The 22,539-nt window shown below is 68.1% G+C and carries 23 protein-coding genes; 12 read left to right on the top strand and 11 right to left on the bottom strand.

What is annotated here, in order from left to right:
- Nucleotides 1-263 precede the first annotated feature (263 nt).
- Nucleotides 264-1,673 carry a hypothetical protein gene (locus ACZ3HL_RS19770; RefSeq protein WP_465532685.1) on the top strand — a complete coding sequence of 470 codons (1,410 nt, stop codon included), beginning with the start codon at nucleotides 264-266 and terminating at the stop codon, nucleotides 1,671-1,673.
- Nucleotides 1,674-1,772: 99 nt separating this feature from the next.
- Here the strand turns inward: ACZ3HL_RS19770 and ACZ3HL_RS19765 are convergent, their stop codons facing one another.
- The 3 genes from ACZ3HL_RS19765 to ddaH all read right to left on the bottom strand — a co-directional run bounded on the left by ACZ3HL_RS19765 (nucleotide 1,773) and on the right by ddaH (nucleotide 4,129).
- Nucleotides 1,773-2,429, bottom strand: coding sequence for a glycoside hydrolase family 75 protein (locus ACZ3HL_RS19765; RefSeq protein ID WP_465532683.1), 657 nt, complete (start codon nucleotides 2,427-2,429; stop codon nucleotides 1,773-1,775).
- A gap of 106 nt (nucleotides 2,430-2,535) precedes the next feature.
- Nucleotides 2,536-3,192 (bottom strand): polysaccharide deacetylase family protein, encoded by a 657-nt coding sequence (locus tag ACZ3HL_RS19760; RefSeq protein ID WP_465532681.1) that lies wholly within the window; start codon nucleotides 3,190-3,192, stop codon nucleotides 2,536-2,538.
- A 91-nt stretch (nucleotides 3,193-3,283) separates the two neighbouring features.
- Nucleotides 3,284-4,129, bottom strand: a complete 846-nt coding sequence (ddaH, locus tag ACZ3HL_RS19755; protein ID WP_465415535.1) for a dimethylargininase — start codon at nucleotides 4,127-4,129, stop codon at nucleotides 3,284-3,286.
- Nucleotides 4,130-4,203: 74 nt separating this feature from the next.
- On the opposite strand from ddaH, the gene ACZ3HL_RS19750 reads away from it, so the two are divergent.
- The 4 genes from ACZ3HL_RS19750 to ACZ3HL_RS19735 all read left to right on the top strand — a co-directional run bounded on the left by ACZ3HL_RS19750 (nucleotide 4,204) and on the right by ACZ3HL_RS19735 (nucleotide 8,678).
- Nucleotides 4,204-4,650, top strand: a complete 447-nt coding sequence (locus ACZ3HL_RS19750) for an Lrp/AsnC family transcriptional regulator (RefSeq protein WP_005151923.1) — start codon at nucleotides 4,204-4,206, stop codon at nucleotides 4,648-4,650.
- A 13-nt stretch (nucleotides 4,651-4,663) separates the two neighbouring features.
- Entirely contained in the window at nucleotides 4,664-5,416 is a 753-nt protein-coding gene (locus ACZ3HL_RS19745; protein ID WP_465532679.1) for an enoyl-CoA hydratase, read from the top strand.
- A 290-nt stretch (nucleotides 5,417-5,706) separates the two neighbouring features.
- Nucleotides 5,707-7,614, top strand: coding sequence for a 2-oxoacid:acceptor oxidoreductase subunit alpha (locus ACZ3HL_RS19740; protein WP_465415541.1), 1,908 nt, complete (start codon nucleotides 5,707-5,709; stop codon nucleotides 7,612-7,614).
- The gene (locus tag ACZ3HL_RS19735) at nucleotides 7,611-8,678 is read left to right on the top strand and encodes a 2-oxoacid:ferredoxin oxidoreductase subunit beta (RefSeq protein WP_034310725.1); all 1,068 of its coding nucleotides are present in this window, start codon (nucleotides 7,611-7,613) and stop codon (nucleotides 8,676-8,678) included. The genes ACZ3HL_RS19740 and ACZ3HL_RS19735 overlap by 4 nt, the downstream gene beginning before the upstream one ends.
- Before the next feature lie 62 nt (nucleotides 8,679-8,740).
- On the opposite strand, the gene ACZ3HL_RS19730 is transcribed toward ACZ3HL_RS19735, so the two are convergent.
- A complete protein-coding gene (locus tag ACZ3HL_RS19730) occupies nucleotides 8,741-10,081 on the bottom strand; it encodes a sunset domain-containing protein (protein ID WP_465532677.1) in 1,341 nt (446 codons plus the stop codon).
- Between the two features lie 15 nt (nucleotides 10,082-10,096).
- The gene (locus ACZ3HL_RS19725) at nucleotides 10,097-11,122 is read right to left on the bottom strand and encodes a polyprenyl synthetase family protein (protein ID WP_465532789.1); all 1,026 of its coding nucleotides are present in this window, start codon (nucleotides 11,120-11,122) and stop codon (nucleotides 10,097-10,099) included.
- Nucleotides 11,123-11,403: 281 nt separating this feature from the next.
- Between ACZ3HL_RS19725 and ACZ3HL_RS19720 the strand changes: the two genes are divergently transcribed.
- Nucleotides 11,404-12,558, top strand: a complete 1,155-nt coding sequence (locus ACZ3HL_RS19720) for a Fic family protein (protein ID WP_465532675.1) — start codon at nucleotides 11,404-11,406, stop codon at nucleotides 12,556-12,558.
- Here the strand turns inward: ACZ3HL_RS19720 and ACZ3HL_RS19715 are convergent.
- Nucleotides 12,530-12,844 (bottom strand): DUF6204 family protein, encoded by a 315-nt coding sequence (locus ACZ3HL_RS19715; protein ID WP_465532673.1) that lies wholly within the window; start codon nucleotides 12,842-12,844, stop codon nucleotides 12,530-12,532. The two genes, ACZ3HL_RS19720 and ACZ3HL_RS19715, sit on opposite strands and share 29 nt — an antisense overlap.
- Nucleotides 12,845-13,023: 179 nt before the next feature.
- Here ACZ3HL_RS19715 and ACZ3HL_RS19710 point away from each other — a divergent pair, with 179 nt between their 5' ends.
- Together ACZ3HL_RS19710 and ACZ3HL_RS19705 are read left to right on the top strand one after the other, a co-directional pair.
- Nucleotides 13,024-13,683: a hypothetical protein gene (locus ACZ3HL_RS19710; RefSeq protein ID WP_465532672.1), complete on the top strand. Its 660-nt coding sequence runs from the start codon at nucleotides 13,024-13,026 to the stop codon at nucleotides 13,681-13,683.
- Between the two features lie 112 nt (nucleotides 13,684-13,795).
- Complete coding sequence (locus tag ACZ3HL_RS19705) at nucleotides 13,796-14,431, top strand: SRPBCC family protein (RefSeq protein WP_465532670.1); 636 nt, start codon at nucleotides 13,796-13,798, stop codon at nucleotides 14,429-14,431.
- Here the strand turns inward: ACZ3HL_RS19705 and ACZ3HL_RS19700 are convergent.
- From ACZ3HL_RS19700 to ACZ3HL_RS19690, 3 genes are all read right to left on the bottom strand, one after another.
- Complete coding sequence (locus tag ACZ3HL_RS19700) at nucleotides 14,407-15,147, bottom strand: HNH endonuclease (protein ID WP_465415555.1); 741 nt, start codon at nucleotides 15,145-15,147, stop codon at nucleotides 14,407-14,409. The genes ACZ3HL_RS19705 and ACZ3HL_RS19700 overlap by 25 nt on opposite strands.
- The gene (locus ACZ3HL_RS19695) at nucleotides 15,144-16,331 is read right to left on the bottom strand and encodes an AAA family ATPase (protein ID WP_465415557.1); all 1,188 of its coding nucleotides are present in this window, start codon (nucleotides 16,329-16,331) and stop codon (nucleotides 15,144-15,146) included. The genes ACZ3HL_RS19700 and ACZ3HL_RS19695 overlap by 4 nt, the downstream gene beginning before the upstream one ends.
- 114 nt (nucleotides 16,332-16,445) lie before the next feature.
- Nucleotides 16,446-17,594 (bottom strand): hypothetical protein, encoded by a 1,149-nt coding sequence (locus ACZ3HL_RS19690; protein ID WP_465532668.1) that lies wholly within the window; start codon nucleotides 17,592-17,594, stop codon nucleotides 16,446-16,448.
- Nucleotides 17,595-17,893: 299 nt separating this feature from the next.
- Here ACZ3HL_RS19690 and ACZ3HL_RS19685 point away from each other — a divergent pair, with 299 nt between their 5' ends.
- Genes ACZ3HL_RS19685 through ACZ3HL_RS19670 form a run of 4 tightly spaced genes read left to right on the top strand, consistent with a single transcriptional unit; the run spans nucleotide 17,894 to nucleotide 20,975 of the window.
- A complete protein-coding gene (locus ACZ3HL_RS19685; protein ID WP_126733259.1) occupies nucleotides 17,894-18,316 on the top strand; it encodes a hypothetical protein in 423 nt (140 codons plus the stop codon).
- A complete protein-coding gene (locus tag ACZ3HL_RS19680; RefSeq protein ID WP_465532666.1) occupies nucleotides 18,316-18,927 on the top strand; it encodes a DUF3558 domain-containing protein in 612 nt (203 codons plus the stop codon). The genes ACZ3HL_RS19685 and ACZ3HL_RS19680 overlap by 1 nt, the downstream gene beginning before the upstream one ends.
- On the top strand, nucleotides 18,927-20,195 hold the full coding sequence (locus tag ACZ3HL_RS19675; protein ID WP_465532664.1) for a PPE domain-containing protein: 1,269 nt from the start codon (nucleotides 18,927-18,929) through the stop codon (nucleotides 20,193-20,195). The genes ACZ3HL_RS19680 and ACZ3HL_RS19675 overlap by 1 nt, the downstream gene beginning before the upstream one ends.
- A 27-nt stretch (nucleotides 20,196-20,222) precedes the next feature.
- A complete protein-coding gene (locus tag ACZ3HL_RS19670) occupies nucleotides 20,223-20,975 on the top strand; it encodes an ESX secretion-associated protein EspG (protein ID WP_465415568.1) in 753 nt (250 codons plus the stop codon).
- On the opposite strand, the gene ACZ3HL_RS19665 is transcribed toward ACZ3HL_RS19670, so the two are convergent.
- Both ACZ3HL_RS19665 and ACZ3HL_RS19660 read right to left on the bottom strand, forming a co-directional pair.
- The gene (locus ACZ3HL_RS19665; RefSeq protein WP_465532662.1) at nucleotides 20,928-21,704 is read right to left on the bottom strand and encodes a helix-turn-helix domain-containing protein; all 777 of its coding nucleotides are present in this window, start codon (nucleotides 21,702-21,704) and stop codon (nucleotides 20,928-20,930) included. The genes ACZ3HL_RS19670 and ACZ3HL_RS19665 overlap by 48 nt on opposite strands.
- 32 nt (nucleotides 21,705-21,736) lie before the next feature.
- A complete protein-coding gene (locus ACZ3HL_RS19660; RefSeq protein ID WP_465532660.1) occupies nucleotides 21,737-22,522 on the bottom strand; it encodes an alpha/beta fold hydrolase in 786 nt (261 codons plus the stop codon).
- Nucleotides 22,523-22,539: the final 17 nt, after the last annotated feature.

Genomic DNA, 22,539 nt, shown 5'->3' with positions numbered 1-22,539 from the left:
TGGTCGGCCGGGGGGCCGGGTTCGTTACCGCTGCCCTGAAGTCGCCTGCTTTTGGCGGAATGCCTGTGCGGCAAGGGAATTACTCATCGTCCGAAGGGCGCGAAACGCTACAAGGGTCGCGTAAGGGTTTCGTCTCGATCCGCTGTACACGCGCGAAACGATCTCGCGGTTGCCTCCCGGCGACTCCGGAATGTTCCGTACTGGTCAAGCCGTCGACGGCACTTCTAGGTTGATTTCGTCAACGACGAACACCTGGGGAGCAGATGCGTAGAACCTTGTCCAGAAGATCGTTTCGCGCCGTCGGCGCACTGACCTTGGCCTTCACCCTCGCCGGCACGCTGTCCGCGGTGCCCGCGTATGCCGATCCCGGTCCGAACCTCAAGGTCACGGCGACCGTGCCGGACGGGCGCTGGCTGAGGGACGACACGATTCCGATCGACCTGACGATCACCAACATCGGCGACGCCACGGCGACCGAGGTCAAGGCGCAGGGAAGTACCTACTCCGGCCCCTACTACGGCTTCGACCCGAACACCTGGGGAGAGCTGAGCCACGACGGACCCGGAGCGACCTTCCAGGCGGGCGAAAGCCGCACCTACCGCCTGACCGGTCGGATCTGGGGTGCCGAAGCGGGCAATCCCGTGGTGAGACTCGACGTGGCGACCCCGGCCGACACCGACTTCGGGGACAACTCGGTCGACGTCCCGGTGAACGTGATCCCACCCGAGACCACCGAACGCGTCGCCGGGCAGGTCTACGGAGACAAGAACCGCGACGGTCAGCTCACCCCCGGCGAGGAACTGGCGGGGCTCAAGGCCCTGGTTGGCGGCCCCGGCATTCCAACGGAACTGTCGGTGCTCACGGACGCCGCCGGCCGGTTCTCCTTCGACGCCGTCCCGGTCGGCGCCATCCGGGTGTTGTACTTCAGGGACGACCCTGACGGCTGGCTGTTCCCGGAGGGCGACGTCATGCGCTTGGACGGCAGCGGCAAGTATCAGAACCAGAGCGTCCAAGGCAGGCAGCCGCTCGAGAAGGACCTTCAGGCGAAGATCGCCTTCGACAAGGCGCGCTATGCGCCCGGCGAGACGGCCAAGGTGACGGTCACTCTCACGAACAGCGGCGCGTCCCCGCTTTCCGGCCTCTACGCGACGTGCGGAGACCCGCGCGGCACTGATATCGACCTGAAGATCCCGCAGGAGCAGTGGGGTGCCTTCGGTCCCGCACAGGCGGGCACGCTGGCCGCGGGAGAGCGACTGACCCTCACCCTGACCGGCCAGGTGCCGGAGAAGGCGCAATACTTCGGCAAGACCGTCCTCGACTGCGGCTTCAACGGCAAGACCTACCTGCGCGGCCCGTGGGCGTCGGCGGAGGCCGCCGTACCCGGCAAGCGCGCCGATTCCCGAGGGCTGGCCTGGGTCGACAAGAACCGCAACTACCAGCCGGACGATGGCGAAGGCCTGCCGAACACCACCGTCACGTTGTCCACAAAGGACCACAGGCTGGTTTCGCTCGCCAAGACCGACGCCAAGGGATTCGTGACCTTCCCCCATGTCGCCGCCGGCGAGTACGAGTTCCGTGCCGTCGGCCCCTGGAAGGCGGTCCACGACTCGACCATCCAGCACGTCGCCCCGCCGTACGGCTCGGAGTGGTGGGTGCAACTGGAGCCGCGCTGACGCCTGGGAGACCGGGTTTGTCCGTGAAGGACTCCTTGAGGGACTCTGGGTCCCTCAAGGAGTCCTTCACGGACCTGGAACATCACCGCCTACTGACCCTCACTGAACGAACTTCGCCGCCAGGCCCTGCCCCACGGACGTCGACTTCCCGTGGTCTTCGATCGGCGACACCTTCGAGTTCTTGAAGCAGATGTACGTGACGCCCGAGTCGACGCCGCCGTTCTTCGGGTCCGGGTTGATGCCCAGCGCCTTCGCGGCCGCGTAAGACGCTTCGCCGATGATGTCCTTCGGACCGGTGTCACCGATGACGGTGTAGAGCACCTTGTCGTTGTAGATCACCGCGCACGAACCGGCGCCCTTGAGGCCTGCCTTCTCGAAGTTCCACGTGCTGCTGATGCTCGGCACGACGACGTAGGGTGTCTGGTCGGCGATCAGCGCCTTGCCGTCGGAGCGCGGGTACGCGGTACCGTCCTGGAACCACGGGTCGGTGTTCTTGTTGCAGCGCGCGGTCGGCTGCCCGTCGCAGTCGATGTCCAGGTCGGCCTTCCAGAACACGGCGCTCCCCGCGTCGCAGACCGCGATGGTCCGGCCGGTTTCGTCGTCGGTCTTGTACTTGCCGTTCGACACCTGCTTGCAGCTGGTGGTCTTCGCCAGCAACTGCTGGGCGGTCGGGGCCGAAGGGGCGGCCGCGGCCGTCGCCGCTGGAGCCAGGCCGGCGGCCACCACCATCGCCGAGAACAGAAGCAGTTTCCGCATACCGACCACCCCTTTGTTAATAAAACTTCTTTATCGAGGGTGCTCAGGATGCCGTCGCCGACGGCCTCGATTCAAGGGTTATTTTCCCACTGCACAAAGAAACCGGTCAAATGCGGGCAAGCCTGGCGACCCGCGACATGAACCGTCCCGCTCGGCGGTACAGGCCCTCCCGCTCACCGAGCACACCGTCGATCCACTCCTGGTCGACGTCGTGCGGGACCTCGATCCGCGGCCGCAACCAGCCGTCGCGCGAAGCCGCGCCGCCTTCGGTCGTGTAGACCCTCGTCGCGCCGGAGCGCCGGAGCCTGGTGAGCACCCGCCGGTCGTAGGCGCCGAACGGCGGCGCGTACGCGTGCACGGGTTCCCCGCTCAATTCCGCGAGCAGTTTCGGCGCGGTTTCCAGTTCACGCCGGGCGTTCCGGGCGTCGAGCCGCCGCCAGTCACGGTGCTCCCAGCCGTGCGAACCGATCGACATCCCCGCGTCGACCAGCTCGCGAAGGCCGTCGGCGTCGAGGAAACCCCGTTGCCCGATCCGGCCGGCCAACGGGAAGAACTCGGCCGTGAGATCGCGCTCCACCAGTCTCGGGAGCGCGATCTCGACGTCCGAGGCGTTGCCGTCGTCGAAGGTGAGGCCGACGTCTTCACGGCCGGCCACCGTGTCGAGCACCCGCTCGAACTGTTCGACGGTCACCCAGGATTCGTTCTCGCCAGGATCCAGCGCGCGCACGGGTTTGCCCACGCCGCCGATCGCCAGGATCACCATCCGCGCCTCATTCGGGACCGAGTCTGTTTCCCGATTAATCGAGTTGGCGAACGGAGTAGTTACATGATCCCGCAAGGTGTCCACCAATGGATTACTTGCGGATCTCCAGGGTGCAGCACTTCGGGCCGCCGCCCGCCTTCCGGAGCTCGGAAATGTCCAGGAAGACGACCTCGTAACCGCGTTCGGTCAGCCGCGACGCCAAACCGGTCGCCTCGACCGGCAGGACGACGTTGCGGCCGTCGGACACCCCGTTCAGGCCGAAGCACTCCGCGTCGGCCCGGTCCGCGATTACCGCGTCGGGGAACATCCGCTCCAGCACCTTCCGCGACCCGGCCGAGAAGGCCTCCGGGTAGTAGGCGATCTGGGCCGGCGTGGCGTCGGTGGCCTCGGCGAGCACGAACAGCGCGGTGTCGAGGTGGTAGTACTTCGGGTCGATCAGCCGCAGCGAGACGACCGGGACACCGAGGACCTCCTGCGCTTCGGCGTGCGCGGCCGGGTCGGTCCGGAAGCCGGTGCCGGCGAGCAGGACCTTGCCGGTCCACGCGAAGTCGCCCTCGGCCTCGTTGATCTTCTCGGGCATGGTGATGTCGCGGTAGCCGTGCTCGACGAACCAGCGGCGGAAGTGCTCGGCCTCGGCGGTGCGCTGCGGGGCGCGGAACCGCGAGCCGAGGACACGGCCGTCGACGACGGTGCCGGAGTTCGCGGCGAACACCATGTCGGGCAGGCCGGGCTGGGCGTCGATCTCCTCGACGGTGTGGCCGAGACGCCGATAGGTGTCGCGGAGTTCGGTCCATTGCGCCATCGCGGTGTCGACGCTGACTCCGACCGACGGGTCCATCCATGGGTTGATGACGTAGTCCACCGCGAAGTACCGCGGCGGGCACATGAGGTAGCGGCGCGTCGTGGGTACACGGGGCTGCTGCTCCAGTTCCGGCATACCCGAAGGGTAAGGCTTACCTAATTCCGCAATCAATCGCTGTTCGCTGCGCGTATACCTGCTAAACATTGCGTGTGAACACCATCGACCAGCGAATCGTTTCATGCCTGATGGCCAACGCGAGGTCCAGCTACGCCGACATCGGCAAGGTCGTCGGCCTGTCCGCGCCCGCCGTGAAGCGACGGGTCGACAGACTGCTCGAAACGGGGGTCCTGCGCGGGTTCACCGCGGTCGTGGACCCCGAGGCACTGGGCTGGGGCACCGAGGCGTTCGTCGAGATGACCTGCAACGGCAACATCACCCCCGCCCGGATCCGCGCCCGGCTGGAGCCGTTGCCGGAGGTCGTGGCGGCGTACACGGTGTCGGGGGCGGCCGACGCGATCGTCCATCTGCGCGCGTCGGACATCCACCATCTGGAGACCGCGCTGGAACGGCTCCGCGGGCTGGAGATCGTCGACCGCACGGTGTCCACCGTCGTCCTTTCCCGGTTGCTGGAACGCCCGCCGACGCCCGAAGCGTGACACCCTCGACCCCGTGACCGATCAGATCCACTCCAGCCACGACGGCGGCGTCGCCGTACTCACCATCGACGCGCCCGCGACCCGCAACGCCCTGACGCTCGACCTTTCCGCGCAGCTGGCCGAGGCCGTTTCGCGCGCCGAAGCCGACGAAGGTGTCCACGCTGTGGTCATCACCGGCGCACCGCCGGCGTTCTGCGCGGGCGCGGACCTGGACACGCTCGCCAGTGCCCGCGAGGACGGGCTCCGCGCGATCTACGACGGCTTCCTCTCGGTGGCGCGGTGTTCCCTGCCGACGATCGCCGCGGTCGGCGGCGCCGCCGTGGGCGCCGGACTGAACCTCGCGCTCGCCGCGGACGTCCGCATCGTGGGACCGAAGGCGAAATTCGTGGCCAGATTTCTCGATCTGGGCATCCACCCCGGCGGCGGGATGACGTGGATGATCCAGCGGCTCGTCGGCCCGCAGAAGGCCGCGGCGATGACGCTCTTCGGTGAAGTCGTCGGCGCCGAAGCCGCTGTCGAATGCGGGCTCGCGCTCCGGCTCGCCGAGGGGGATTTGGTCGAGGCGGCCCGTGAACTGGCGAAACCCGCTGTCGGGGCCCCGCGAGACGTCCTTCTGGCGACGAAGCGCACGCTCCGGCACACCGCGGGACTGACCGACCATTCGGCCGCCGTCGACGCCGAGATCGAGCCGCAGCTGGCGTCACTCACCGCACCCGCGTTCACCGAGCGGCTGGCCAAGCTGCGCGCCTCGATGACCGGCCAATGACCGTTCCTCGACCGGACTTCACTACGCTGGAAGGAGATACGGCTCACAATCGGGCCGCATCGCCGACCGTTACCATCGGTAACAGATAAACCGGATAATCCCCGCTCAGCGGCGAGCTCAGGACACTCGAGGAGTAGGTCCAGACCGTTTTTACGGCAACCTGGAAAGTGTTCCGAGGACTAACCTCGGGACATGGCACCTGTGACCTGGCCGACATCGCCGGGCGAGGCACGCCGATCTCCGGCACGGCCGGGGACGACGCACGTCGGGAGAGAGGGAATCCCTGACCTATGAGCACGAGTGCGAACGGCAACGGCTCCTTGTCGGCCGTCAGGCCCACCGAGGTCGCCAAGCTGGACCGGGTGGTCATCCGGTTCGCCGGTGACTCCGGTGACGGCATGCAGCTGACGGGCGACCGGTTCACCTCCGAAGCGGCCGCCTTCGGCAACGACCTGTCGACCATGCCGAACTTCCCCGCGGAGATCCGCGCGCCGCAGGGCACCATCCCCGGCGTCTCGAGCTTCCAGGTGCACTTCGCCGACTACGACATCCTCACGCCGGGCGACCGGCCGGACGTCCTGGTCGCCATGAACCCCGCCGCGCTGAAGGCGAACGTCGCCGACGTCCCGGCGGGCGGGACGATCATCCTCAACACCGACGAGTTCTCGAAGCGGAACCTGGTCAAGGTCGGGTACGACAACGACCCCCTCGACGACGACACACTTTCGGCCTATCAGGTCCACCGGGTGGCCATGTCGACGCTGACCAGGGGCGCGCTCGAAGAGACCGGTCTGTCCAAAAAGGACGCCGAACGCGCGAAGAACATGTTCGCCCTCGGGCTGCTCTCGTGGATGTACCACCGGCCGACCGAGGGCACGGAGCGGTTCCTGCGCGAGAAGTTCGCCAAGAAGGCCGACATCGCCGAGGCCAACATCCTGGCCTTCCGCGCGGGCTGGAACTACGGCGAGACGACGGAGTCGTTCGCGACGACGTACGAGGTCGCGCCCGCGAAGCTGAACCAGGGCACGTACCGCCAGATCACCGGGAACACCGCGCTGGCGTACGGGCTGGTCGCCGCCGGGCAGCAGTCCGGCCTGCAGATCCTGCTCGGCACGTACCCGATCACCCCGGCGTCGGACATCCTCCACGAGCTGTCCAAGCACAAGAACTACGGCATCCTCACCTTCCAGGCCGAGGACGAGATCGCCGGGATCGGTGCCGCGCTCGGCGCCTCGTACGGCGGCGCGCTGGGCGTCACCTCGACGTCCGGGCCCGGTGTCGCGCTGAAGTCCGAAGCCATCGGTCTCGCGGTGATGACCGAGCTGCCGCTGGTCGTCGTCGACGTCCAGCGCGGCGGCCCGTCGACCGGCCTGCCGACCAAGACCGAGCAGGCCGACCTGCTGCAGGCCATGTTCGGCCGCAACGGCGAATCCCCGGTGCCGATCGTCGCGCCGCTGTCCCCCGCGGACTGCTTCGACGCGGCGCTGGAGGCCACCCGGATCGCGCTGAAGTACCGCACCCCGGTGTTCCTGCTCTCGGACGGCGCGATCGCGAACGGCTCCGAGCCGTGGCTGATCCCGGACGTCGAGGATCTGCCGGATCTGCGCGTGGATTTCGCCACCGAGCCGAATGCCGAGGACGGTTCCGGGGAATTCTGGCCGTATGTACGCGACCCCGAGACCCTTGCCCGCGAGTGGGCGCTGCCGGGCGCCGCCGGCCTCCAGCACCGTATCGGCGGGCTGGAGAAGGCCGACAAGACCGGCCACATCTCCTACGACCCGGACAACCACGACAAGATGGTCCGGCTGCGCCAGGCCAAGATCGACGGGATCGACGTCGGAGACCTCGTCGTCGACGATCCGAGCGGCGGCAAGGCACGGGTGCTGGCGCTCGGCTGGGGCTCCTCTTACGGCCCCATCGGCGCCGCGTGCCGCCGCGTCCGAAAGGACGGCATGCCCATCGCGCAGGCGCATCTGCGCCATCTCAACCCGTTCCCGGGCAACCTCGGCGACGTACTCCGTTCGTACGACACCGTCGTCGTCCCCGAAATGAACCTCGGACAGCTTTCGATGCTCCTGAGGGCCAAGTACCTCGTCGACGTGAAGTCGTACACGAAGGTCGCCGGGCTGCCCTTCAAGGCCGAAGAGCTGCAAGGCGTCTTCACGGAGATCATCACCAGTACGGAGGGGACGAAGTGACCGCGATCGATCTGGGGATCCCCACCCTCGGCGGCCTGGACCTTGTGCCGACCGAGACCGAACCGCAGAAGGCCAAGGACTACAAGTCGGACCAGGAGGTCCGCTGGTGTCCCGGCTGCGGGGACTACGTCGTGCTCAACGCCGTGCAGTCGTTCCTGCCGACGCTCGGCCTCAAACGCGAGAACATCGTGTTCATCTCGGGTATCGGGTGCTCGTCCCGGTTCCCGTACTACCTGAACACCTACGGCATGCACTCGATCCACGGCCGGGCGCCGTCGATCGCCACCGGGCTCGCGACCGCGCGGCCGGATCTGTCGGTGTGGGTCGTCACCGGTGACGGCGACGCGCTGTCCATCGGCGGCAACCACCTGATCCACGCGTTGCGCCGCAACGTGAACATCAAGATCCTGCTGTTCAACAACCGGATCTACGGCCTCACCAAGGGCCAGTACTCGCCGACGTCCGGGCCGGGCATGGTCACGAAGTCCACCCCGATGGGCTCGGTCGACACCCCGTTCAACCCGCTTTCGCTGGCGATCGGCGCCGAAGCGTCGTTCGTGGGCCGCGCGCTCGACTCGGACCGCAAGGGCCTGACCGAGGTGCTGGAGGCCGCCGCGAAGCACCGCGGGTCGGCGCTGGTGGAGATCTACCAGAATTGCCCGATCTTCAACGACGGCGCCTTCGACGTCCTCAAGGACAAGGACGAGGCCGCGACCCGGCTCATCCCGCTGAAGGCGGGCGAGCCGATCAAGTTCGGGCCGCAGGGCGAATACGGCGTCACGCGGAGCGGCTGGGCCGGCCTGGAGGTCGGGAAGGTCGCGAACATCGGCGAAGAGAACCTCGTCGTGCACGACCCGGCGATCGAGGACACGTCGTACGCCTTCGCGCTTTCGCGGATCGGCGACCAGAACCTGAACCACGTCCCGACCGGCATCCTGCGGCAGGTCGAGCGGCCCACCTACGACGACCAGGCGCGCGCCCAGGTCGCGGAGGCCCAGGCCGCCCGCAAGCCCGACCTGCAGGGCCTTTTGCGCGGCAAGGACACCTGGACCGTCGTCAGCTAGCGACAAGTACATGAAGGCCCCCTTCCTTGCGCCAGGCGCAAGGAAGGGGGCCTTCATGTACTTCAGGTGAGGGGACGGAAGCCCACACGCTCCGCGTCGGCGGCCGAACGGAACCAGACCTCAGCGACCATCTTCGGGAACTGCGGCGAGTCCTCCGTGCAGTACCGCAAGGCGGTCACGCTGGCCTTGACCGCGAAGTCGTCGGCGGGAGCGCCACCGCCCGGCCGCGGCATCGCCGAACCGGGACCGAACGGACCGGGCGGAACGGATTCCGCCACCGGGGCGACCTGCCGCGCGGGCGGAGGCTCCGGAGCGGGCATCGCGTCGCCGGGCTGGACGGCGGGCTCGAACAGCGAACCGCTCTGCCCACCGGACAACTCCGGCTCACGACGTTCGATCGCCCGCATCGACGGCTGGATCGGCTGCGGCGGCTCGAAACCACCGCGCACCGCACCCCTCGGCGTGCGCTTGGGCAGCACCTGAGTGGCTTCGGCGGGCGTCTCGGGCTCCGAGTCGAGGAGGCCGGCCTTCGCTTCTTCGTCGGAACCGAAGGCGTACGCGGGCGTCTCGTGCAGCTCCTCCTCCCGCTCGAACCAGTTGGTCTCGACGGGGGCCTGCTCGGTCTCCACGCGCGACGCGGGGCTGAACAGCGAAACCGGCTCCGGCTGCGTCTCGGCGCCTTCGGGGTCCAGCTGCATCTCCAGGCGGGAGCGGTACGGCCCCTCGCCCGGCAAGGACGGCTGCGGCTCGGGTTCCGGCTCGGGCTCGACGTCCAGCTTCGAGGCGGGCTGGAGGTAGTCGGTCGCCGCGGCGACGTACGGGTTCTCGGGCTGCGGCTCGGGCTCGGGCTCGGGTTCCGGCTCCGGCAACGCCGCCGGGATGTACTGCGTCCGCTCGGCCGGGTGCTCCTGATCCGGCTCGGGCTCCGGGTCCGGCTGGGGCGCGGTGCGGTACTCGGCCTCGTACTCTTCTTCGGGCTCGAAGATCTGCGTCGCGGAGTGCTCCGGCTCCTCGGCAGTGTCTTCATGGACGTCTTCGTGGACGTCCTCGTGCTCGTCCCTGGCGGGCTCCTCGGCAGGCTCGGTCCACTGCTGCGCGGGTTCCTGCTCGGTGAGCGTCTCGGGGTACGCGGGCTTCGGCTCCTCGACGGCCGCGAACTCCTCGTCCAGCTCGTCCTGCGACGGCCTCGCGAGGTACGCGGTCCCGCCGGCGACGGCCGCCGCCCCCGCACCGAGGCTCACCCCGGCGGGCAGCCTCGACGTCTCGGCGTGCGCGGTGGCCAGCGAGCTTTCCAGCTCACGGATGCGCTTGCGCGCCGGGAGCACCAGCACCAGCCAGGTGAGCAGCGCGCCGACGACGAACGCCAGCAGACTCCACAGCCAAACCTGTCCGAAAATGGACATCTAACCTGCCCTTTGTCAATGCGTTCGTGCGACCAGGTAGTCGGCGACCGATTCGCAGGCGTCCCGGGCGGGCGACGCGGGCAGCGCCGCGAGCTCGGCACGCGCCCGACGAGCGTAGTCGGAAAGAGTTTCGCGTGCGCGTTCGAGTCCGGACGAGGCACGCAGCAGGTCCAGGGCCTCGGCGACGAGCGCGTCGTCGGAGATCGGGCCCGACAGCAGCTCCACCAGGCGCGGGTCGGTGGCCGGGTCGGCCAGCGCGTACAGCATCGGAAGCGTGCGGACGCCTTCGCGCAGGTCCGTTCCCTGTGCCTTGCCGAGCTCGTCCGAGGCGGACGCGATGTCGATGACGTCGTCGGAGATCTGGAACGCCGTCCCGATGATGTCGCCGAAGCGGCGAAGCGCGTCGATGTACTCGTCGGGCGCGCCGGACATCATCCCGCCGAACCGGCCCGAGGTGGCGATCAACGAGCCGGTCTTCTGCGCGATGACCGTGAGGTAGTGCTCGACCGCGTCGTCGCCCTCGGCCGGGCCGACCGTCTCACGCATCTGGCCGGTGACGAGCTCGCCGAAGGTCTCCGCGATGATCCGGGCCGCGTCGGTGCCGAGGTCGGCGACCAGCCGCGAAGCGTGCGCGAACAGGAAGTCGCCGGTGAGGATGGCGATGGTGTTGTCCCAGCGGGCGTTGACGCTCTCCGCGCCGCGGCGCATCGTCGCCTCGTCCATCACGTCGTCGTGGTACAGCGTCGCGAGGTGCACCAGCTCGACCGCCGCCGCGGCGATGACCACCTGGTCGCCCTGCTTCGGCCCGAACTGCGAGGCCAGCAGCGTGAACAGCGGACGGAAACGTTTGCCACCCGCCTCGACCAGGTGCGAAGCGGCATCCTCGACGGCCTTGACGTCACTGCGGACGACCTCGCGGAGCAGGGTCTCGACATGGGCGAGACCGGTCGCGAGGGTGCGCAGGAGCTGCTCGTCGGCGATCTGGAGTCCCACGGACGCGCGCAGGTCCTCGATGGCACCACCTGGGGCAGGTGAAGACACAGACACGTCGGCTCCGCTCTCTTTGACACCGTTCGGGGTTGCTCCCAGCGTAGTGGCTAGCCGCTGAGGCCTGTTGACGTGCTGTCCTGCGGAAACGGTGACGAATATGACACCCCCGCCGAGTATCCCCCCGCTTCGGCTCGAACTGGGGGAACACCGGCGCGACGAGGATCCCTGCGAGATCTGCGAGCGCTATCAGAGCCAAGTAGCACACCGGGTCTACTGTGATACTTTTTCAAGCTCAAGTATCACAGTAGACCCGGTGGGAGAAGTTAGTACCAATGCGGATCACAGCCGTTTCGGAACGCCAGAGAGCCCATCTCGTGCGTTCGGAGCGCGGCTACCACGCCTTCGTCCCACCACCACTCCCTCCGGACGTCGAGTTCGACCTCGACCTGGCGAGTGCGCTTTCCGCCGCGGACCGGGCCGTCGGCGAACTCGCGGGCATCGGCCGCACCCTGCCGAGTGCGGCATTCCTGGCCCACTCGATGATGCGACGCGAGGCCGTGCTTTCCAGCCGGATCGAGGGGACCGAGGCGACCATGTCCGACCTCGTGCTGTTCGAGCTGCAGCCAACCGCTTCGCAACGAGGCTCCGACGTCGAAGAAGTACTCAACTACGTGACCGCGCTCGGGCACGTCCTCGACCCCGAGCGCAGGCTGCCGCTGAGCCTTCCTCTGCTGCGTGAAGCACATCGGGTTCTCCTCACCGGAGTCCGTGGCGGGTACGCCACGCCGGGTGAGTTCCGTCGTTCACAGAACTGGATCGGCCCACCCGGCTGCGTTCTCGACACGGCGAGCTACGTTCCCCCACCACCGGAACTGCTCTGGGACTGCCTCGACGCCTTCGAGAAGTACCTGCACGCCGAGCACACCCTGCCGCCGCTGATCACCATCGCCTGCCTGCATTACCAGTTCGAAGCGATACACCCCTTCATCGACGGCAACGGCCGGGTCGGCCGGCTTCTGGTCGCCCTGCTCCTCGTCGAATGGGGCCTCTTACCCGCTCCGCTCCTGGACCTGTCCGCGTACTTGGAACCACGGCGCGACGAGTACTACGCCCGGCTGCTCGCGGTCAGCACCCAAGGAGATTGGACCGGCTGGATCCATTTCTTCCTCTCGGCATTGGGAAACCAGGCGATCGACGCGCGCAATCGCGCCGTCGCACTGCACTCCCTCCGGCAGGACTATCGAACGAGAACGACATCTGCCCGCACTTCCAGCCTGCTCCCCCAACTCGTCGACGCGCTGTTCGAGATACCAGCGATGACGATCAACAGGGCCGCGGACGTACTCGGCGTCACCCATCGGGCCGCGACCCAGAACGTGATCAAACTGGTCGACGCGGGGGTACTGACGGAAATCCAGTCGCCAGGACGCGTTCGGCTCTTCCTGGCCGAGGAGATCCTCAGGACCCTGGACGGCGGCGGATCTTGATGTCGTCCATGCAGGTGGCCTTGCCCGCGACGTCGCGGTACGGGTAGCCCTTGGCGTCCAGCAGCTCCATGACCTTCAGCTCGGCCTCGTCGAGCACCTCGCGCTCCTCTTCGCCCCGCAGCGTGATGCGGAACGTGAACGCGCCGAGGTGCGCGCTGTAGGTGAGCAGGCCGTCCTCGGTGAACCCCATCGTCTGATGCCGATCGAGCTCGGCGAGCAGCCGGGCGCGGGTGCCGGCGTCGGGGTGGTCGAACTTGCCGTTGACGAGGACGCGGTAGGTCGGCATGCGTTCGAATATACAGACCTGTATCCGGATACGAATCCGAATATCCAATGGGTGTCCATGATCCACGGTCGAGTGAAACGACCGTCACGCACGCAACGGGCGAATCCGACACGCAGATAGTGATGACAAAGGAAGAACGGCCAACCGGCTCGCTCTCCGTCACGTGAGGAGGACGTGGAATGCGCATCACCATCGCAAGCCGGGCAGGCCTTGTCGGTGCCCTGCTGCTGGCAGGTCTCGGTGCCGGGGTGACCCCGGCGGCCGCGTCGAACCCCGCGGGCGTGGCCTCACTCGGCTCCGCCGCCTTCACCAAGGGGACCTCGGCGCCGATCTCGATCGCCTCGCTCGCCGAATGCGCGGTCGAGGGACCGACGAGCAACTCGTCCGGGGTCGTGACCAGGACCGGGGTCACGTTCGGTGGCGGCACGTCGACGTGCACGACCACCGTCGTCGACCCCGAGAACGACGTGACCACGACGAAGTCGGAGGCCAAGGGGCAGAACTTCGAGCTGTCGGCGCTGGTCTCGTCGAGCGGGCCGCGGATCAAGATCAGGTCCTACTCGGTCAGCTGCACGGCGACCCAGACCAGCACCAACGCGAGCTGGACCTATGGCGGCGCGACCGGGCTCGGCACCCTGCCGTCGCCGGTGCCGGCCGGCTACGTCAAGCCGATCACCAAATCCAACGGCACCCTGCTCGCCGAAGCGATCTTCAACGAGCAGACGTTGCCGGGCGACGGCAGCATCGGGCTGACCATGCTGCGGATCAAGTTCGCCCCGGGCTCGAACATCACCGGTGAAGTGGTCGTCGGCCGCACGGCCTGCTCCCCCACTCCGTAAGCCATCCCGCCGGGAAAGGGGCGTCCGGGATCCACCGGGCGCCCCTTTCCCATTCTGGCTTATATAAGCCAAGGCTGATACCTTGTCGGCAGCCGAGCCGAGGAGGGCACCGATGGTCGACGTGACCAGCCAGATCAACTCCGTCCAGCGCAGGCTGGGCAAGCGCGTGGTCGAAGCGGGCGAGGCGGTGACGGCCACCGTCAGCCAGGTCTACGACACCGGCCTCGACGATCTCTGGGACGCCTGCACCAATCCCGAGCGCATCCCGCGCTGGTTCCTGCCGATCAGCGGCGATCTGCGCGTCGGCGGCAAGTACCAGCTCGAAGGCAACGCCGGCGGCACGGTCGAGCGCTGCGATCCGCCGAAGAGTTTCGCGGCGACCTGGGAGTACGGCGGCGACGTCAGCTGGATCGAGCTCCGGCTGAGCCCCGAAGCCGACGGGCGCACCCGGTTCGAACTCGACCACACCGCGGTGCCGAACGAGCACTGGAACCAGTTCGGGCCGGGCGCGGTGGGCATCGGCTGGGACATGATGCTGAACGGGCTCGCGCTCCACCTCGAATCCGGCGAAGCCGCCGATCCCGAGGCGGCGATGGCCTGGATGACCAGCGAAGAAGGCGTGCGGTTCATGTCGCTGAGCAACGAGGCCTGGTACGAGGCCGACGTCGCCAACGGGACGGACGCGGCCACCGCCCGCACCCGCGCCGACGCCACCTTGGCCGCCTACACGGCGCCGCCGGAGAGCTGAAGGTCCTCGGCGAGTTCCGGGGCGCGAAGCAGGTCGATGAGCTCGTCGTCCGCGCGGAACACGGCTCGGGCTCCCGGCATCCCCGCCTGCCGGAGCATCGCGTGCAGGACGTCCGCATGCGGCTGGTCGAGCAGGGTCCAGACCATCGCGCGCCGCTTCCCGTCGTCGCCCAGCTCGCGCGCGGCCCACCAGCCCATGACGAGCGCGCTCACCTGGTTGACCGCCGTTTCCCGCCCCCGCGCCAGTTGCGCGCGGTTCAGCCCGCACACCTTGATGGTCTGCTCGCCCTTTTCGCTCAGCGCGCGGTAGGTCCCGATCGACAGCACCAGGAACAGGTGCTCCAGCGGGTCTTCGGCGGTCGGGTCGATGAGCAGGCTGCCGCCGTCTTCGTCCACCGGGAAGAGGTCGCGTTTGTGGTGGCTGTTGCAGTACTCGCAGGCGAGGACGTGGTTGAGCCAGTCGAACGCGCGCCCCGGATTCCGCGCGATCGGCTCGAAATGGTCCACAGTGGACCCGAGGCCGTCGCCGCAGTACATGCAGTAGCCGCGGCCGGCGGCCATCACGTCCAGGCCCGCCCGCAGAGAACGCCGTACAGCGCGCGAAACCCGCCAAAGCCGCCGGGCTTCTTTCGTGTCACCGGGTGGGATCCGCGCCGTCAGCTCTTCGAGATCGGTCACCACCCGCTCCGGCAGCGCGACCCGGCGGATCGCGATCACCGATCGTCGGCCTCGAACCGCCTGGCCACCTCGTCGACCCGGCTCGGCGGCGAACTGCTCAGCATGCCCCGCAGGCGTTCCCATTCCCGGACGCCGTTCGCGTCCGCGCGACCGGAAGCCACCTGGAACTCGAGCTCGGCCAGATGCTCCCGCAGTTCGACCGCCTGCGGCGAATAAGGCGTGTCCAGGCCGAAAAGGTCGGAGAGCACGGCGTCGTCGCCGGAGCCGAACACGACCCGCTCGTACAGCTCCTCGGAGACCACACGCGGCGGGACGTCCTCGTCGGGACCCGAAAGCCGGATGAGGCCACCCGGGTCGGCGGCCTGGCAGACGTACGGGCTGTGCGTGGTGACGATGAACTGGATCCGCGGGAAATGCGCCTTGAACCACGATCCCATGCGTTTCTGCCACGACACGTGGAGATGCGCGTCCACCTCGTCGATGATCACGACACCGGGGCTCTCGTGGTCGAGGCCCGCGCTGTCGAGTTGTTTGAGCAGGTCGACCACGAGCGCGGTCACCGTGCGGTAGCCGTCGCTCATCTCGCGCAGCGGGAAGCGATCGCCCCGGTACTCGACCCAGAGCCCGTCCGAATCGACGTCCCGGATCCGGTAGCCACCGGGCAGGAGGCCGTCGCCGAGGATCTCCAGCGCCGCGTCCTTCAGCTCGCGAGCGCCCGCTTTTCCTTCCAGGGCACGGAGATGCTGGTTGATCAGCCAGGTGACGCCCTCGGCGAGAGAGGCGTCTTCGTGGAACAGGCTGGCCATCCGCGCCAGCGATCCCGCGCCGCGCATCCACGACTCGGCCTCACCGCTCCCGCCCGCGAGCCGCCGGAACGGCCCGTACGCCGCGCAGAACGGCTGGCCGGGCGGAAGTCCGGAGATCGGCAGCAGGCCGGAGTCGAGCCAGCGGACCTCGACCGGTGCCGGGCCCTCTTCGCGCATCACCGACAGCTCGATCGACCCGGACGTCTGATCGTTCGAGATCCAGCTGCCGGCGTCCGACAGCAGCCCCCAGGCGACGTCGGGCGCCGCCGCGACCGCGATGGCGCGCAGCAGCGAGGTCTTGCCGGAACCGTTGCGCCCGGCGAGCACCACCCAGCCCGGGCCGGGAAGCTTGAGGTCGACGGCGCGGGCGCCGCTGAAGCCGCGGATGTTCTCCAGCCGGACCCGCTCGATGTACATGGAGAAAGCTTAATGCCTGTTGGCGGAGCCGAGATGTGGCCGGAAAGGGACCATACGCGTGAACCCGCCTGGCCGAAGGCTCCGCTATCGCGGACATTTACGACGACGCGGACGTCACCTGGGCCCCCGAAAGTGGGTCACCATCACGAGCTCCATCACGGCGTGCGCCTTGGCGACCTCCACGGCCGGGAGCGCCCTGGACCGTGTCCAATCGTCGATCCCCCGCTCCCGCTGCGACGAAATCAGCAGCCGGACGTGCCCGCGCGAGCCGAGATTCCCGAACGGCGAGACGTACATGAGGAAATCGCTCTCGCCCTTGTTGCGAAGGGTGACTCCCGGATTCCCGCTGAACGAGTGCCGGCGATGGTCCTTGAACGTGCCGTTCGGGTCGGCGTGCCACTCACCAGGCGGTCCGCCGTTCGCCGTGGCCCCGACCTCGATCTGCACCCGATGGCGTGGTTCGACGAAGTAGCAGGCGCCCGGCGTCGCGATCGGCTCGAACTCCGGCCCGAAGGCCTTCGCGACCGCATCCCGGAACACCGCGCATTCGACGTTCGGGTCAGCCGCACCGGCGGCCAGGATCATCTCGGCACCCGCGGGCACCTGAGCCTCGACCGCCGGATCGCAGGTCTCGCCCTTGCTGGTGGAAACCCAGTTCGCGCAGGCGCCGACCCGGGCGCTGTCCTGACCGTCCGGCGGGTAGACGAGGTCGCGGGGCAGCTTCGCGGCCCCGGCGGTGGCGAAGTCGCGGAGGAGTCCGCAGTCCTTGCTCCGGCTCAGGATCCCCAGCTCGAACTTGACCGCGCGCTGGAAGCTGACCGGCACGGTGATCGCGCAGCCGTCGACGGAGCCCTCGCGGCGGGTTTCGACCTGGTAGGCCTTCACGCCGCCGAGGTCGACGACGGCTCCGTCGTTGCGGAGCGCCGTGTGGGCCGGATCCACGTCCCGGACGTAGACGAGGTCCTCGTAGCCAGCGCGGAAAAGGGTGCACGTCTTCCTGCCGTGTTTCACCTTGGGCTCGCGCGTCACAGTCCGCGTATCGCCGCCCTTCCTGCGGTCGTAGACGGCCAGGTCGATCAGCTCGCAGAAGTCGAGAGCGGCCAGCGCCTCGTCGACAGCCTGTTCGTCACGGTCCGTCGGCCGTGGTTGCTTCGGCTGCCATTTCGGAAACTGCGGTGGCGGCGGGGCCGTATCCACGGAATCCGTACAAGCCGCCACCAGCCCGAGGAGTACTGCGCCGAGAATCACTCTTCCAAACTTCATTACACAGAGTGTGCGAATTCGCCGGGTAGCTCACCAGGTGGAACCCAGTTTTCCAGGGCAGGTTCACACGATTGATTTTCACGGATAGTCACCATGATCGCGGAGGCTATTCAGCGTGGAGCGGGACTTTATGCAGGCGGGTTCACCACGCGGGGAACCCTGGTAATCTTCCCGGCGTCGGATTACGCAGGGTGCATCGGGGACACGCGCCTTGTAGCCACGGGAGGGGCATATGACGACGGTGACTTCGGGGCGGCTTCGGCCATTCAGCGGGGAACGGTTCGGCGCCATGGGGGTGCATGGCCGTGCCTGAGGGTTCGCCGACCTATGAGCCGGGGTTGCGTTGGAGCGAGGTCGACCGCTTCCGGCCCAGCGGGGGTTCCTACGGGACGCCTGTCGCACAGGGCGCGGGGTTCAAGTACGACGAGGCGACCCTCCACGAACTGGTGAAAGAGTGGACCGACCTGGCCAAGGAGTACCAGGACGACCGTTTCGATGCAGAACTGATCGCCGTGGCCCAGCCTCCGGGACGGGAGTACGCGAGCGGGGACAACGCCGAGATCACACGGCAATCCGGCAGAGCCCTCATGGAAGCGCTGGACCAGCGTGTTGCCTACTGCGAGAACATGGCCGCCAAGTACGTCGCTGCCCTCGGCAAATACGCGTCAGAAGACGAGCGTGCCGCCTCCGCCGTCAACCAACAGCCGAAAGGCATCCTCTGATGCGACGCACCATCATCATCGTCACTCTGGCCGCCCTCGTTCTTGGTGCTTGCTCCACCCCGCAGAAGGGTTCCCCCGAACCCTCTAGTGGCGGGACCAGTCCGAGCTCGTCGCCCTCGGCAAGCCCGCCCCCCGGCGTTCCCAAGGTTGAGCACCCGATCGATGTGACCCGGTTCAAACAGGACCCCTGCACCACTCTCGCCAAAAACCAGGTCGAAGAGCTCCTCGGCCCCAACACCGAGACCGCTCCGCGGGCGGGTTTGGCGGGCCCTGCCTGCAGGTGGTCCATCCCCTCCACCACGAGGCCCCGGATCGACGTGATCTTCCCCGACATTCCGGACAGCGGTACCGCTGCCTTCTACGCGGCCAAGGGCACGACCTATCAGCTACTTGAACCATTGGAAGCGATTGAGGGCTATCCGGTAACTGCCTACGGCGACAAAGACAAACGTGCTGAAGGCGAGTGCTCAGTAGCGCTCGGAATCAGCGACACCCAGACGATTGGCATCCCCATGCTGCAGTCATCGGCGAACATCGGCACGAAGGATCCGTGCGACGCTGCCCGTGAAGCCGCGGTCAGGGTCCTGGCCACCATTCGCGGGGGCAACTGATGACGGCTGGACCGCTCACAGCAAGCCAGATCTACGAAATGGTGACCACCGGTGAAGGCACCGACTCGCTGTCCAGGGCACAAGCGGGTGCCTTGAGCCTGGCCTCCCGGCATCAGGAGCGCATACAGAGGATCACAACCCTCAGCCAGAAGACCGCCAGCGGCTGGCAAGGCGGTGCCAGCGATGCGGCCGTTGCCGCAACCAAGCCTCTCGTCGAAGCCGCCATGGATGACACCATGCATGTGGCCGTGGCGCAGTCGGCGATCAGCGCGCAGATGGACGCGTTCGGCACGGCCAGGAACTCGGTCAAGCCGGTTCCGCCCGAGCAGCCCGCCCCGACGGCCGAGGACGTCAAGTCTGCCATGAGTGGCGGCCTGGTCAGCTACTGGAGCAAGGTCCAGAGTTACCAGGCCGACAGCCAGCACAACATCGACACCTTCTCGAGCTACCACTCCGCCAGTACCGCCAACGGCGACGTGCTGCCCGCCCAGTACGCGCAGCTCACCGACCCCGGTGGCAGCGTCAGCCTGGACGAGGGCGGCGGTGGGAAGCCGGCGGCGCGGGGGTTCGGCGACGGCTCCGACGGACGCCAATACGGCGTCGGCGAGCCCTACCGAGGCCCCAGCGGACCGAGCGGTCCCGGCGGGCCGAGTGGCCCCAACGGGCCGAGCGCACCGGGCGCGGCCGACAGCGGCCCGCAGCCTGGGCAAGGGCCCCAGCCGGGTCAGCACCATCCCGGCTATCAGCAGCCGGACGACGGGACCCGCGCGAATTCGTACACGCCGCCCCAGACCACTCCGGTCGTGCCACCGGCGGCGAACGCCGACTTCGGGCCGACCGGCAAGCCGAACCCCACGTACAACACGCCCGGCGCCTTCCCGCCCGGGTACGGCCCGGGAACGACCGGTCCCGGGGTCCCGGGTTCGGGCGTCAGGTCACCAGGTGGGCCGGGCGGCGGCGGTTTCCGCGGGCCAGGCGGGACAGGTGGAGTAGGCGGGCCCGGCCAGCAGCCCGGTATGGGTGGCCGAAGCGGCGCCGGGATGCCCGGCGAGGGCATGGCCGGTCGTGGCGCGGCGGGCGCGGCAGGCTCGAGCGGTCGTGGCGGGGCGAACGGGATGCCGATGGCGCCCGGAGCCGCCCGCGGAAAGGGCGAGGAGGACAAGGAGAAGAAGGCTCCGGCGTACCTCCAGAACCCGGATCCCGACGAGACCTTCGGTGGCTACACCGAAAAGCCGATGCCGCCGGTGATCGGCGAGAAGAAGAAGTAGCACCACCGTCCCAGGGGAGGGAGGCACGTGGTGCTCGCGCGCCCGGTCGAGATCACGCTCGACACCTTGTTGACCGCGTTCCGTCACGCCGGCTGCGGAGATCCGCATCTGATCTTCGCGGGCGGGCTGCGCTACATCCCGCCGTCGTCGCGGAACGGCGAGGACAGGGCGGCGTTCGAGGAGCTCGGCGCGCTCGGCTTCACCGAGGGTAAGCGGCTGACCAGTGACTTCGAGGACGTCCTGCACGTACTCGACCGGCCGAACACCGAGTACTACGCGACGGTGCGAACGGAGACCGAGCAGTACAACGTGCTCGTCGCCGTGCGCGGGCGTGCCGCGGTGACCGCGATCTGCGAAGGAAACCGCGTGTGGCTCAAGGGCGTGCGGACCGCCGACCACGCGGCGGCGCTCGTGCTGAACCTGCCCGAGTACCCGCCGGCGCGGTTCGCCCCGTTCTCCTTGCCCCAGGACGATTTCAACGGCAGCGGCGGGGACGGTCTCTACGACGAGCCCGAGTCCCGAAGCCGCGAAGCGCGGCAGCTCGACGAAGTCTTCGAGCAGCCCTATTTCGGTGTCGGTTTCTTCGCCGCGGCCATGCGTCCTGACGGGGGAAAACGCACCGAGGCCACAGACGGCCTGACCTATTTGGACCTCGACGCCGGCCGGGTGGCCATGCACGTGAGCGGCTCTCCCCGGAACCAGTACATCACCGTCCTGCCCGGCGAACCCGCGTTACTGGCCCAGAAGGTCGCCGCGCTGCGGGCGAGCCTCGACCACTGACTCGATCAGGCGCACCGACCGCGCCGGATCCAGCGCGACAGCGTCCACAGTGGACCTTAGGTAGGGCTCGACATCGCAGGGCCGGTGCAGGAACAGCCCGCACCGCCGTTGTTCCAGGTACACCACCGGTGTGGCGTCGCGGAATTCCAGCAAGACGTAGGCATCACCGGGGTGTGCTCCGGCGGCGAAGGGGATGACCCGGAGTTCGACGGTGGGCCGCTCCGCCATCGTGACGAGATGCCGGAGCTGCTGCGCCATCACCGGCGGGCCACCGATCTGACGACGCAGCGCGGCTTCGTCGATATAGGCGACGAACCTCTTCTGTTCCGGCAGTTTCCGCCGTTCTCCCGACCCCGCGGCTCGCGCGTAGGCGGGAGTCCGCAGTAGATCGGGCACGAGCGTGGACCCGGAAGCAACGATCTTCGTGGCCTCCTTTTCGTACTGTGTAAGCGTTTCACGCTGGAAGGACAGGTCGGCGAACCACCATGGCCCACTGTCGCGAGACAGCGAGAGCAGCGCTTCTCGCCGCTCCCCCGTGACCTGATAGACGGCGAGCAGCGCCGACACCTCCTCGGCGGACGCCGCGCGCACGCCGGTTTCGATCCGGCTGATCGTCGACTGGGACCACGCCAGTTTGTCGGCCACCTCGGTCGCGGCCAGCCTGGTGGCCTTCCGCGCGGCTCGCAGTCCGTCGGCGAGAGCGCGCGCCTGGGGTGTGGGCTTCGGCATCGCGAACACCCTGCCCGGTGCGCTCGGGCAAGTCATTCCCCGGTCCGGGCGACCTCACGGACAGCCGCGGAAATCGCACGGAAGTCCTTCTTCAGCAGCGCTCCGTGGTTGCTCTCGACCTTCGCGCTCACCTTGATGTTCGAGTTGCGGGCGGTCACCGCGTCGAGCCCGGCCCGGATCTGTTCCTGCTCGTCCCCCTTGCTGCCGAACGAGGTTCCCGACGCGAGCACGTACCGCATCGGCACCTTCACCCGGTCGAGCACCGGGCCCAGCTCCGCTTCCCGCGAAAGCTTGCCGAGTTCGATGTTGCTCTCCGCCTGCTGGGCGGCGGTCATCCGCGGCGTCAGGCCGGTCGGGCGCAGCAGCGGCATGATCAGGTTGAGCCGCTTGAACAGCTTCCGGATCCGCTGCTCCATGGCGTCGTCCAGCCAGTCGTAGGGGAAGGCACCGTCGACCAGGACCGAGCCGATGGTCCGCTCCGGGTTCCGGGCGACCCAGTGCGCCGCGACGACCGCGCCGTAGGACCAGCCCACCACGACGGCCCGCTCCACTTCGCGCGCCGCGAGGACGGCGTCGACGTCGCGGACGGCGGCCTCGAAGGAATAGTCAGCGGAACGGCGAGACTTGCCCCGGGCCCGCTCGTCGTAGGTGATGTGGCGGAAGTCCGAGCCCAGGTCGGCGAGGACCCGCCGCCAGTAGCCCTGCGTGGCGAACTGGCCGTTGAGGTAGACGACGGGGATGCCGTCGCCGCCGGTGTCGGTGACGGCCAGTGCGGTGTCTTCGACCGGGAGCATCCCGGTCCAGGAGGAGGAAGTCATGAGAGAACTATCGAGGT

Source organism: Amycolatopsis sp. NPDC000009 (genome assembly GCF_055563465.1).
Note: the sequence above shows the minus strand (reverse complement) of the source record. Positions and strands in the feature narration are given on the sequence as shown.

Bases quoted from the DNA above. Each gene is read 5' to 3' on its own strand.
- ACZ3HL_RS19770 (WP_465532685.1), top strand. From the start codon at position 264: ATGCGTAGAACCTTGTCCAGAAGATCGTTTCGCGCCGTCGGCGCACTG.
- ACZ3HL_RS19765 (WP_465532683.1), bottom strand. From the start codon at position 2,429: ATGCGGAAACTGCTTCTGTTCTCGGCGATGGTGGTGGCCGCCGGCCTG.
- ACZ3HL_RS19760 (WP_465532681.1), bottom strand. From the start codon at position 3,192: ATGGTGATCCTGGCGATCGGCGGCGTGGGCAAACCCGTGCGCGCGCTG.
- ddaH (WP_465415535.1), bottom strand. From the start codon at position 4,129: ATGCCGGAACTGGAGCAGCAGCCCCGTGTACCCACGACGCGCCGCTAC.
- ACZ3HL_RS19740 (WP_465415541.1), top strand. From the start codon at position 5,707: ATGAGCACGAGTGCGAACGGCAACGGCTCCTTGTCGGCCGTCAGGCCC.
- ACZ3HL_RS19730 (WP_465532677.1), bottom strand. From the start codon at position 10,081: ATGTCCATTTTCGGACAGGTTTGGCTGTGGAGTCTGCTGGCGTTCGTC.
- ACZ3HL_RS19720 (WP_465532675.1), top strand. From the start codon at position 11,404: ATGCGGATCACAGCCGTTTCGGAACGCCAGAGAGCCCATCTCGTGCGT.
- ACZ3HL_RS19715 (WP_465532673.1), bottom strand. From the start codon at position 12,844: ATGCCGACCTACCGCGTCCTCGTCAACGGCAAGTTCGACCACCCCGAC.
- ACZ3HL_RS19710 (WP_465532672.1), top strand. From the start codon at position 13,024: ATGCGCATCACCATCGCAAGCCGGGCAGGCCTTGTCGGTGCCCTGCTG.
- ACZ3HL_RS19705 (WP_465532670.1), top strand. From the start codon at position 13,796: ATGGTCGACGTGACCAGCCAGATCAACTCCGTCCAGCGCAGGCTGGGC.
- ACZ3HL_RS19695 (WP_465415557.1), bottom strand. From the start codon at position 16,331: ATGTACATCGAGCGGGTCCGGCTGGAGAACATCCGCGGCTTCAGCGGC.
- ACZ3HL_RS19690 (WP_465532668.1), bottom strand. From the start codon at position 17,594: ATGAAGTTTGGAAGAGTGATTCTCGGCGCAGTACTCCTCGGGCTGGTG.
- ACZ3HL_RS19685 (WP_126733259.1), top strand. From the start codon at position 17,894: ATGGCCGTGCCTGAGGGTTCGCCGACCTATGAGCCGGGGTTGCGTTGG.
- ACZ3HL_RS19680 (WP_465532666.1), top strand. From the start codon at position 18,316: ATGCGACGCACCATCATCATCGTCACTCTGGCCGCCCTCGTTCTTGGT.
- ACZ3HL_RS19675 (WP_465532664.1), top strand. From the start codon at position 18,927: ATGACGGCTGGACCGCTCACAGCAAGCCAGATCTACGAAATGGTGACC.
- ACZ3HL_RS19665 (WP_465532662.1), bottom strand. From the start codon at position 21,704: ATGCCGAAGCCCACACCCCAGGCGCGCGCTCTCGCCGACGGACTGCGA.
- ACZ3HL_RS19660 (WP_465532660.1), bottom strand. From the start codon at position 22,522: ATGACTTCCTCCTCCTGGACCGGGATGCTCCCGGTCGAAGACACCGCA.